10 protein-coding genes are annotated in these 10,455 nt (G+C 39.8%); 5 read left to right on the top strand and 5 right to left on the bottom strand.

Annotated features, from left to right (window positions below; all coding sequences use genetic code 11):
• On the bottom strand, positions 1-412 hold a 412-nt coding region (locus J576_RS17060), incomplete at its 3' end, for a triose-phosphate isomerase (protein WP_033855701.1).
• 290 nt (positions 413-702) lie between these two features.
• Here J576_RS17060 and pilB point away from each other — a divergent pair.
• From pilB to coaE, 4 genes are read left to right on the top strand one after another with little or no spacing between them, the layout of a single operon-like run.
• Positions 703-2,415, top strand: coding sequence for a type IV-A pilus assembly ATPase PilB (pilB, locus tag J576_RS17055; protein ID WP_002156910.1), 1,713 nt, complete (start codon positions 703-705; stop codon positions 2,413-2,415).
• 27 nt (positions 2,416-2,442) lie between these two features.
• Positions 2,443-3,669, top strand: coding sequence for a type II secretion system F family protein (locus tag J576_RS17050; protein ID WP_002156990.1), 1,227 nt, complete (start codon positions 2,443-2,445; stop codon positions 3,667-3,669).
• Positions 3,669-4,529, top strand: a complete 861-nt coding sequence (locus tag J576_RS20560; protein WP_002157022.1) for a prepilin peptidase — start codon at positions 3,669-3,671, stop codon at positions 4,527-4,529. The genes J576_RS17050 and J576_RS20560 overlap by 1 nt, the downstream gene beginning before the upstream one ends.
• Position 4,530: 1 nt before the next feature.
• Positions 4,531-5,127, top strand: a complete 597-nt coding sequence (gene coaE, locus J576_RS17040) for a dephospho-CoA kinase (RefSeq protein ID WP_002156916.1) — start codon at positions 4,531-4,533, stop codon at positions 5,125-5,127.
• Here coaE and J576_RS17035 read toward each other — a convergent pair.
• The 4 genes from J576_RS17035 to J576_RS17020 all read right to left on the bottom strand — a co-directional run bounded on the left by J576_RS17035 (position 5,124) and on the right by J576_RS17020 (position 8,638).
• Positions 5,124-6,038, bottom strand: coding sequence for a DMT family transporter (locus tag J576_RS17035; RefSeq protein ID WP_002156915.1), 915 nt, complete (start codon positions 6,036-6,038; stop codon positions 5,124-5,126). The two genes, coaE and J576_RS17035, sit on opposite strands and share 4 nt — an antisense overlap.
• Before the next feature lie 35 nt (positions 6,039-6,073).
• Positions 6,074-6,823, bottom strand: a complete 750-nt coding sequence (rlmB, locus tag J576_RS17030; protein ID WP_002156969.1) for a 23S rRNA (guanosine(2251)-2'-O)-methyltransferase RlmB — start codon at positions 6,821-6,823, stop codon at positions 6,074-6,076.
• Positions 6,824-6,924: 101 nt separating this feature from the next.
• The gene (gene ppnP, locus J576_RS17025) at positions 6,925-7,251 is read right to left on the bottom strand and encodes a pyrimidine/purine nucleoside phosphorylase (protein WP_000099685.1); all 327 of its coding nucleotides are present in this window, start codon (positions 7,249-7,251) and stop codon (positions 6,925-6,927) included.
• Between the two features lie 76 nt (positions 7,252-7,327).
• Complete coding sequence (locus J576_RS17020) at positions 7,328-8,638, bottom strand: tetratricopeptide repeat protein (protein WP_002157008.1); 1,311 nt, start codon at positions 8,636-8,638, stop codon at positions 7,328-7,330.
• A gap of 114 nt (positions 8,639-8,752) precedes the next feature.
• On the opposite strand from J576_RS17020, the gene recN reads away from it, so the two are divergent.
• Positions 8,753-10,420: a DNA repair protein RecN gene (recN, locus tag J576_RS17015; RefSeq protein WP_002156954.1), complete on the top strand. Its 1,668-nt coding sequence runs from the start codon at positions 8,753-8,755 to the stop codon at positions 10,418-10,420.
• Positions 10,421-10,455 lie beyond the last annotated feature (35 nt).

Raw genomic sequence — 10,455 nt, 5'->3', positions numbered from 1 at the left:
CACAATAAATGACAGTCAAGCCCGCATTTAATGCATTTTGGAGTTTCGCCTTCAAAATTTCAACGTTATCGCCAAAAATATCACGGCGTTCAGAGTGTCCGACCAATACGAAATTAATTTGGCTATCTTTTAATAATTCTGCACTAACTTCGCCAGTATAAGCACCTGTACCTGCAATACGCGATACATCTTGCGCAACTGTATATACCGTTCTTGCAGCATCCTGAAATTGCGCCTGTACTGTTGTAAGTGCAATAGAAACAGGGGCAACGCCCACATGGCAGCTTTCATCTGCAATTTGGTTTTGTTGCAATAATTGTTTAAATTCTTCTATAAGTTGGTTGGCGTTAGCACGCATTGGATTCATTTTCCAGTTGCCAACTACCCAAGGCGTAATCGTCGAACCCGACATACTGCTCACCTTTCATCAAAAATGCAGCACATTCTACACGCATTTATACAAATTTCAGATACTTTTCTTTAAAGGGATTACTTATATCTTTTCTTCTCTTTGAAATTAAGAAAAACTTTATAGCCATTCGAAGTTAAACATTCTAAAAATTAATCTTTAAAAACTTCGACTAGTTCAAGCTTTAATAGCTCGAGTAAGACTAGAGCAACACTTTATAAGGTAGTAATTTTACATAACAAAAGTATAATTTTTCATATACCAATTATAAACACATTAGCATAGGCAGGCAGATGTCAGTATTACATACATCTCCAAAATTTACGGGGTTTTTTCGGCGTTTAGTCGAAGAAAAGCATGTGTCGGCAGCGACCATGCAAAATGCATTAGATGCAGCAAAGAGAGCCAAGCAGGATACAGTCGCATATTTAATTGAAGAGGTACATCTCTCCCCATCTTTATTGGCTGAAACCATTTCTGCGGAGTTTGCTGAACCATATTTTGATCTAGATGTTTATGACACATCTCAGATTCCTAAAGATCTGGTCGATCAAAAACTGATTTTAAAACATCGAATTTTGCCGCTCATTCAAAGAGGACAAATTCTATATGTCGCGACCAGCAACCCAAGCAATATTGAAGCAATCGATGCAATCCGTTTTAACAGTAAATTGCTGGTTGAACCTGTTATTGTCGAGCATCATAAGCTGGAAAAAGTTTTAGGCCAGCATTTTGCAGAAGAAAGCAGCTTTGACTTTAATGATGAAGAGTTTGATCTTGATGTCAGCCTTGATGGTCCTACCACTCAAGAAGATGAAGAAGAAACACCTCAAGGTGATGAAGCTCCTATTGTTAAATATATTAATAAGTTGCTTATTGATGCCATTCGTATGGGCGCGTCAGATTTACATTTTGAGCCTTATGAAAAGTCATATCGGGTACGTTATCGTGTCGATGGTGTGTTACGTCAAATTGCCAATCCGCCTTTACAACTTGCAAACCGTTTGGCATCACGCTTAAAAGTAATGTCTCAAATGGACATTTCTGAAAAACGCGTCCCACAAGATGGACGTATTAAACTTAAGCTGTCAAAAACCAAAGCAATTGATTTCCGTGTGAACTCGCTCCCTACCTTGTTTGGTGAAAAGTTAGTTCTACGTATTCTTGACCCATCAAGCGCAATGCTAGGCATTGATGCATTAGGCTACGAAGAAGAACAAAAAGCTTTATTTATGGAAGCTTTAGATAAACCACAAGGTATGCTTTTGATTACTGGACCAACAGGTTCCGGTAAAACTGTATCTTTATATACAGGCTTAAATATTTTAAATACTGAGAGTTCCAATATTTCTACTGCCGAAGATCCAGTGGAAATTAACTTAGAAGGTATTAATCAGGTTAACGTCAATCCTAAAGTGGGTTTAACGTTTGCAGCTGCACTTAAGTCTTTTTTACGTCAAGACCCTGACATTATTATGGTCGGTGAGATTCGTGACTTGGAAACAGCAGAAATTGCGATTAAGGCTGCTCAAACCGGCCATATGGTGATGTCAACACTACATACCAATAGTGCTCCGGAAACATTGACCCGTCTACGCAATATGGGGGTTCCTTCTTTTAATATTGCAACATCAGTAAATCTAGTGATTGCACAGCGTTTAGCACGTCGTCTTTGTTCTCAATGTAAAATACCTGCTGATATTCCTAAACAAAGCTTATTAGAAATGGGCTTTACCGAACAAGATTTAGCACATCCAGATTTTCGGGTTTTTCAACCCATGGGCTGTCCTGAATGTCGTGAAGGCTATAAAGGCCGTGTCGGTATTTATGAGGTAATGAAAGTTACACCTGAAATTTCCAAGATTATTATGGAAGATGGCAACGCTTTAGAAATCGCGGCTGCTTCTGAAAAATTGGGGTTTAATAATCTACGTCGTTCAGGTTTAAAAAAGGTGATGCAAGGGGTGACCTCTTTACAAGAAGTTAACCGTGTAACCAGTGAATAAGACACTATTTAAAATAAGGATAATCTAATGGCTGTCAAAAAGGCACAAATGATGCCGACTTTTGCTTATGAAGGGGTTGACCGTAAGGGCGTAAAAATTAAAGGAGAACTTCCGGCTAAAAACATGGCTTTAGCCAAAGTAACCTTACGCAAACAAGGGGTGACTGTTCGAACTATACGTGAAAAACGTAAAAATATTCTTGAAGGTTTATTTAAGAAAAAAGTCACCACACTCGATATTACGATTTTTACCCGACAACTTGCGACTATGATGAAAGCTGGTGTACCTCTAGTACAAGGCTTTGAAATTGTAGCAGAAGGTTTAGAAAACCCTGCCATGCGAGAGGTTGTCCTCGGTATTAAAAGTGAAGTTGAAGGGGGTAGTACCTTTGCCTCAGCTTTAAAAAAGTACCCTCAACATTTTGATAACTTGTTTTGTTCACTTGTTGAATCTGGTGAACAGTCAGGTGCACTCGAAACAATGTTGGACCGCGTTGCAATTTATAAAGAAAAAAGTGAGTTGCTCAAGCAAAAAATTAAGAAAGCAATGAAATACCCTGCAACCGTTATTGTGGTAGCCATTGTGGTGACTATTATTTTGATGGTTAAAGTAGTTCCCGTTTTCCAAGATCTGTTTTCTTCTTTCGGTGCAGAATTACCAGCATTCACACAAATGGTCGTGAATATGTCGAAATGGATGCAGGAATACTGGTTCATTATGATTATTGCGATTGGTGTATTTATTGCTGCGTTTTTAGAAGCAAAAAAACGTAGTAAAAAGTTTCGTGATGGCTTAGATAAGCTGGCGCTTAAGTTACCTATTTTCGGAGATCTGGTTTATAAAGCAATTATTGCCCGTTATAGCCGCACGCTTGCTACAACATTTGCCGCAGGTGTTCCGCTTATTGATGCACTAGAGTCGACTGCAGGCGCAACAAATAATGTCATTTATGAGCAAGCTGTGATGAAAATTCGTGAAGATGTGGCAACCGGTCAACAACTTCAATTTGCTATGCGAGTATCTAATCGTTTTCCATCTATGGCTATACAAATGGTTGCAATTGGTGAAGAATCGGGTGCACTAGACAGCATGCTCGATAAAGTTGCCACTTACTATGAAAATGAAGTGGATAATGCCGTTGATGGTTTAACTTCTATGATGGAACCTTTAATTATGGCAATTTTAGGGGTACTCGTAGGCGGTCTGGTAATTGCTATGTATCTTCCAATTTTCCAAATGGGCTCAGTTATATAATGCAAGACATCATTGCGTATTTTATTCAAAACTTAACTGCACTTTATATTGCTGTTGCACTCGTGAGCCTATGTATCGGTAGCTTTCTTAATGTAGTGATTTACCGCACACCAAGAATGATGGAGCAAGATTGGCAGCAAGAATGCCAAATGTTACTCAATCCTGAGCAACCCATTATTGATCATGAGAAGCTAACTTTAAGTAAGCCTGCTTCATCATGCCCTGCATGCCATCAACCCATCCGTTGGTATCAAAATATCCCACTCATAAGCTGGCTAGTGTTAAGAGGAAAATGTGGTCATTGCCAGCACCCGATTAGCATTCGCTATCCAGCCATCGAACTACTTACCATGCTATGTTCATTGGTGGTGGTTATGGTGCTTGGGCCAACTATACAAATGCTTTTTGGACTGGTCCTCACATGGGTATTGATAGCACTTACCTTTATTGATTTCGATACACAATTATTGCCTGATCGCTTTACCCTACCTTTAGCTGCGCTTGGTTTAGGCATTAACACCTTTAATATCTACACCTCACCCAACTCGGCCATTTGGGGTTACCTCATTGGTTTTCTATGTCTTTGGATTGTCTATTACTTATTTAAAGTAATTACTGGCAAAGAAGGTATGGGCTACGGCGACTTTAAATTGCTTGCAGCATTAGGTGCATGGATGGGGCCATTGATGCTACCGTTAATTGTGTTATTGTCATCGTTACTTGGCGCAATCATTGGCATCATTTTATTAAAATTAAGAAATGACAATCAGCCTTTTGCATTTGGGCCATATATTGCCATTGCAGGTTGGGTTGCCTTTTTATGGGGTGATCAGATTATGAAAATTTATTTGGGAGGTTAAGATGGCTTTTATTCTGGGAATCACAGGTGGTATAGGCAGTGGTAAATCAGCTGCAACACAGTGGTTTGAATCCCAAGGAATCCAAGTCGTCGATGCCGATATTGTTGCTCGCGAAGTGGTTGAAAAGGGCCAACCTGCCCTTCAAAAAATTCAGCAAACTTTTGGAGACTGGGTGCTTCAACCCGATGGCAGTTTAGACCGTCGTGCCTTACGTGAATATATTTTTCAAAATCCACAAGCGCGTCATACACTCGAGCAAATTACCCACCCTGCAATCCGTCAATCTATTATTCAACAGCTACAAAATCCTAAAAGTCCTTATGTAATTTTAGTTTCGCCATTATTGTTTGAAACAAATCAACATGAACTGGTCAATCACACGCTACTAATTGATGCGAGTGAACAAACTCAAATTCAGCGTGCAAGCCAGCGCGATGGGCAAAACCAAGAACAAATCCAGAAAATCATTGCTACACAAATGCCACGCGAACGAAAACGTGAGCTTGCCAATGACATCGTGTTTAACGACGGATTACTCGAACATTTATATCTGCAATTAGAGCCTTTACATCAAAGCTATTTGAAGCGTGCAAACTAATTTTGTGTATTTTGCTGCTTAATCTTTTGTGTCAGGCTATCTTGTCTAAACCAGCGCCAAGGCTGTAAAGCGCCTATCCCCATACCTACCAAGCCCACAACAATTGATGGGCTTAATGATTCACCAAGTAAAGGTACAGCTAAAATAGCTGCAATAAACGGCGCCAAAGTTACAATACTTCCCGTTTTAAAAGCACCAAGACGTTGAATAGCAGCAACATAAGTCAACGTTGCAATAATAACAACAAATACGCCATGAAAAATGCCTTGTACAGCCAAATGTACAGGATCTACATCCGTAAGATGTTTAGGTAAGAATAATAGATAAATCGGCAAATAAATAATTGCAGACCAAATCGCGACGCTTGCCATAGAGTGCCAGGCAGAGAGTTTCCACTGTTTAAGTAGTACAGTAAAAATCCCCCACCAAATTGCACTGATAAACAGAAGTAAATCGCCAATTCCAAAAGCAGAGGTACTACTTTGTAGCATTAATGCACTCATGAGGCCCAAGGCAGTGATCATAATTGCCAGACTCACCCATGTATGCTTATCAAATGGTTGTCTAAATAAAATATAGGCAGCTATAGCTGTACAGATGGGGATACAACCATTTAAAAATATTGCGGCATGTGCAGCTGGCGCATAAAGAAACGCAGTATAGACGGTGAGACAATAGATGACTCCACCAATGAGCGCCAAAATAACCGCATGCTTACTCCATAAAAAAGCGAGATCTTTTTTATAAATTAAGATAGGCATCAAAATTAGAAAAGCAATAGCGAAGCGCAGTGCAGCAATATCCCAAGCACTGATGTGCCATTGTGCATTTAAACGGGCAAAAAGCGTAAACCCGCCCCAAATGCACATGGTCACCAATACAAAAAAATAACCTTGCTTACGGGGAGACATATTAAGACTGCTTTAAAACGAGAAAGGCAGCTAAATTATACCTCAGAACGCTGACGGCAAGCCTCATAAAGTGCCATACCTGTTGCCACACTCACATTTAGGCTCTGTAAATTCCCAGACATCGGGATATAAACTTTATGATCACACTGTGCCTGAGTAATTGGACGTAAACCTGTGTCTTCTGCACCCATAACAATGACAACTGGGCCAGAGAAATCACATTTTTGAATAGGCAAAGCACTTTCATCAAGCATTGTACCAATCACACGTACGTGAGTTGTCTCTTTAAGATGCGCTAAAGTACGCGCTAAGTTTGTTACTTGAATAAATTTAACTTTTTCGGCCCCACCCGCTGCGACTTTGCGAGCAGTTGGAGTTAAGCTTGCTGAGCGATCACGAGGAACAATGACTGCTTGAACACCCATTGCAGCGGCTGTACGAATACAAGCCCCTAAGTTATGCGGGTCTGTCACCTGATCTAATGCCAGCAATAAGGCATCTGGAGTTTCAGCCAAAATCTGATCGAGATCTTTTTCATTTAACGTCGGATGCGGACGTACTGCTGCAACTACACCTTGGTGGAATGGTAAGCCTGCAAGCTTCTCAAGACTTTCACGGCTTGCTTTTTGTACGCTAATTCCAAAAGGCTCAGCCAATTGCAAAATCTTTTGTAAACGTTGATCATCGCGCCCCTTCAATGTAAACAAGGTCAGCACGCGCTCCGGCTCAAGTTCTAACAATGACTCCACTGAGTGAACGCCATAATAATATTCCGGTTTTGCCATGCATGACCTCTAACAACGTTTGAGCAAAAAATAAAAATCCTGCAAAGCCAACTTCACAGGATTTCTTTGGGCATAGTGTACCCGATTTAAACAGGAATTTCTTAGCCTTCTAAATGGCAAACATAATCGAGTACTTCATCAGTCTCGATTTTAAAAACGCTATTGCCTGGTACATAAAATGATTGACCAGCGCGGAACAATTCACTTTCATTGCTATCTGCAATTTTAACGCGACATTCACCTGAAATAATTTCCATACGCTCAGGAACATGTGTTTCAAATGTTAAAGGCTGCTCAGTCGGCAAAATAACACCTAATGTTTTTTTCGTTCCATCTTCAAATTGCACGGTATGGCTGATACATGCTCCACCAAAATAAACATTTGATTTTTTGATGACCGTTACATGATCAAATTGGGTTGAACTCATGCACACTCTCCAGATAATGCCGCATTTATATAAATTATGATGAATGTAGTTTAATTGTGCCTAAATAACTAATCAATCAGTTTTCATACGGATAGACTTGTAATTCCCACTGCTGTAACTGAATTTTTTTAGCAAAAGCGTGGGGTAAATTTACTTCAATATTTCGATTCTTCGACACTATTGCATCATATCTGCAAACCTCATCGTGATTTTCATCGAATACAACCCAATAAACTTTCTCTGCGGTTGGGTGTGTCACAGCAGTTGTAACCACTGGTGAACCATTATCCATGCCAACATGAAAATTGTCTGGGTCATTTTGCATTGAAGCTAACTCGTAAGCCGGAAAATCGATGCCATTTTCATCAAATTGCTGGCTGTCATGCACAAGCACACTTTGTTTTAAAGTCGGCCAAACACGATAACGAAGATAATGCTGATCTATGACCCGATTATCCGGATACTTTCCAGTGGCGACATAATCTCTGACATGTGCTTCAATATTATGAAAAATACCTGAGCAACCACCCCACATTCCCGCCAAGATTAATTCAGTGTGAGAATAGCTATCTCTCATTAAATGAAACCATTGATCACTCTTGAGCCAAGCATCGACAGCAGCTTTTTCACGATAAGACACGATAGAGTCAGCATCCCGTATCAAAAATCGTTTAACTAGTGGATCATCCATGACTAAAAAGCGCCAAAATAAACCAGATAACTGTTTTTGAGTGGAGCTGACATGTACTACTTGGGCACCATTTGCTTGTAAACGTTTCTGTACAAGTTCAGGAACGGTATCATCTATATAGAACCGACACGTCCATTCCGGATAAATTTCTTGTGCTAACTTAGTATTTAAAATTGAAGTTTCACAGTAACGCGGATTTGCTCCAAATAAAGAAAAAGCAATAATGTTTTCTTGAGGATTAGAACTAAATGGTACAGGTTTATGCGGGGGTATATTTAAAGCAGGCTCATTCTTTGTGAGTTCTTTTTTTGTTGAAATGGCTAAACGCCCAAATTTGATTTTTTCTTCTTTTTTATTTAAATGATGACAAACTTCGGTTAATCCATCGTATAGATTTGTATTAACGTTAGAACCACTTGCTTTAATGGCTTGCATATAATGTTGATATGCATCTTCATAACGGCGTAACCGCAGCTCAATATAAGCTAAATCAGATAATGCTCCTGGATGCTGTGGTACTAGATTTACCGCTTTTTTTACATGCTGATAAGCTTTGAGATAATCGCCTTGTGCAGCAGCCTGTTTAAATGCATTAAAATACTGATTTAAAATTTTATTCATTTCAGCAGGATTAATTTTTTTATGGCGGTTCATCATTCCTATTGGTGCTTTCGGTAAGCTTAATGTTTTTTTCATTGTAAAGATCCGCAATCTTGCTGTTCTATAATTTCATTTAGAATAATAGATCACTTGTAGCAAATTCAAAACTTCTCTATCTTTAACCCATGATTTGGCGCGTTGGATGCGTTTATGCTCACACATTTAACTTTAATCAATTTTGCATTAGCTGATCATTTAGCTATTGATATAGAACAAGGATTTAATGTTCTAACAGGTGAGACAGGTGCCGGAAAATCATTATTACTGGATGCACTTTCTGCCTGCTTAGGGGAACGTACAGATACAAATTATGTCCGCTATGGTTCGGACAAGGCGGATATCACCGCTGTTTTTACTTATCAGGACAATAGCCCAGAGGCAAAATGGTTACAAGACCATGAGCTAGATGATGACTCTGGGGAAATTCATTTACGTCGAGTTATTTTCGCAACTGGTCGTAGTAAAGCATGGGTGAATGGCCGCCCAAGTAGCCTCTCTGAGCTTAAAGAATTGGGGCGCCTATTGGTTCAATTATATAGCCAGCACAGCCAGCAACAGCTTCTTGAACCACCTTATCCAAAGCATTGGTTAGACCGTTATAACAATTTTTATGCTGAAGCGAATAATGTCCGCGAAGCTTATAGCACATGGCAACGCACGATTCGTTTACACCAAGCAGCCTTAGATGCTCAAGCAACTCGTCTACAACGTATTGCGACCTTAGAGCTGCAAATCGAAGAACTTGAGGAAGTCATTCAGACCGATTACAAAGAAATCGAGCAAGAGTTTGATCGTCTCAGTCATCATGAACATATCATGCAAGATTGTAGCTATAGCTTGAATGCGCTTGATGAAGCTGAACAAAACATTACTCAAGAAATGTCATCGATCATTCGCCGACTAGAATCTCATGCTGGACGTAGTGAACAGCTTTCTGAAATTTATAATTCTTTACTTAATGCTCAAAGTGAAATTGATGATGCAACATCAAATTTACGTCAATTTATTGACCGTCAGAGCTTTGACCCTGAACGGATGGAAGAACTGAATTCCAAATTGGAAGTTTTCCATCGTCTAGCACGTAAATACCGTACTCAGCCAGAGACACTGAAAGAAGAGTACGAAACATGGCAAAATGAGCTTGAACAGTTACATCAACTTGAAGACCCAGAGACTCTGGCAGAACAAGTAGAAAAGTCACATCAAGAGTTCTTAGAAAAAGCCCAGCATTTAGACAATATTCGTCGTGAAGCTGCTACTCCACTTGCAAAACAATTAACCGAGCAGGTTAAGCCTTTAGCGCTGCCTGAGGCACACTTTGAGTTTAAGTTTGAGCCATTAGAGCAACCAAGTGCAGAAGGCTTAAGCTTTATTCAACTTTTATTTACTGCCAACAAAGGTATACCACCACAACCATTGGCGCGTGTGGCATCGGGTGGTGAGCTTTCACGTATTGCACTCGTCATGCAAGTGATGAATGCTGAAAAGACCGAAGCAGAAGTTTTGGTATTTGACGAGATTGATGTCGGGATTAGTGGTGGTACGGCTGAAGTGGTTGGACGATTACTTGCCGATTTGGCTCAGCATGTCCAACTGCTATGTATTACTCACCAAGCACAGGTCGCTGCACAATCTGACCAACATTTGTTAGTTAAAAAGCAACAAACTGATCCGGCAAGCAGTACCATTGTACAACTCGATGAAAATCAGATTATTTCTGAACTAGCACGTATGTCAGGTGGGGTTGAAATTAATGAAACGACCTTGCAGCATGCTAAACAATTACGCCAACTTAAATTTCAGGCTTCTTCAAATTAATAAAGAAAATGAGAGAAAAAGATTGGCGAAATCCG

Source organism: Acinetobacter sp. 766875, assembly GCF_000582055.1.
Classification (GTDB): Bacteria; Pseudomonadota; Gammaproteobacteria; order Pseudomonadales; family Moraxellaceae; genus Acinetobacter; species Acinetobacter nosocomialis.
Note: the sequence above shows the minus strand (reverse complement) of the source record. Positions and strands in the feature narration are given on the sequence as shown.

Bases quoted from the DNA above. Each gene is read 5' to 3' on its own strand.
- J576_RS17035 (WP_002156915.1), bottom strand. From the start codon at position 6,038: ATGTCTCCCCGTAAGCAAGGTTATTTTTTTGTATTGGTGACCATGTGC.
- J576_RS17020 (WP_002157008.1), bottom strand. From the start codon at position 8,638: ATGAAAAAAACATTAAGCTTACCGAAAGCACCAATAGGAATGATGAAC.
- J576_RS20560 (WP_002157022.1), top strand. From the start codon at position 3,669: ATGCAAGACATCATTGCGTATTTTATTCAAAACTTAACTGCACTTTAT.
- rlmB (WP_002156969.1), bottom strand. From the start codon at position 6,823: ATGGCAAAACCGGAATATTATTATGGCGTTCACTCAGTGGAGTCATTG.
- pilB (WP_002156910.1), top strand. From the start codon at position 703: ATGTCAGTATTACATACATCTCCAAAATTTACGGGGTTTTTTCGGCGT.
- recN (WP_002156954.1), top strand. From the start codon at position 8,753: ATGCTCACACATTTAACTTTAATCAATTTTGCATTAGCTGATCATTTA.
- J576_RS17050 (WP_002156990.1), top strand. From the start codon at position 2,443: ATGGCTGTCAAAAAGGCACAAATGATGCCGACTTTTGCTTATGAAGGG.
- coaE (WP_002156916.1), top strand. From the start codon at position 4,531: ATGGCTTTTATTCTGGGAATCACAGGTGGTATAGGCAGTGGTAAATCA.
- ppnP (WP_000099685.1), bottom strand. From the start codon at position 7,251: ATGAGTTCAACCCAATTTGATCATGTAACGGTCATCAAAAAATCAAAT.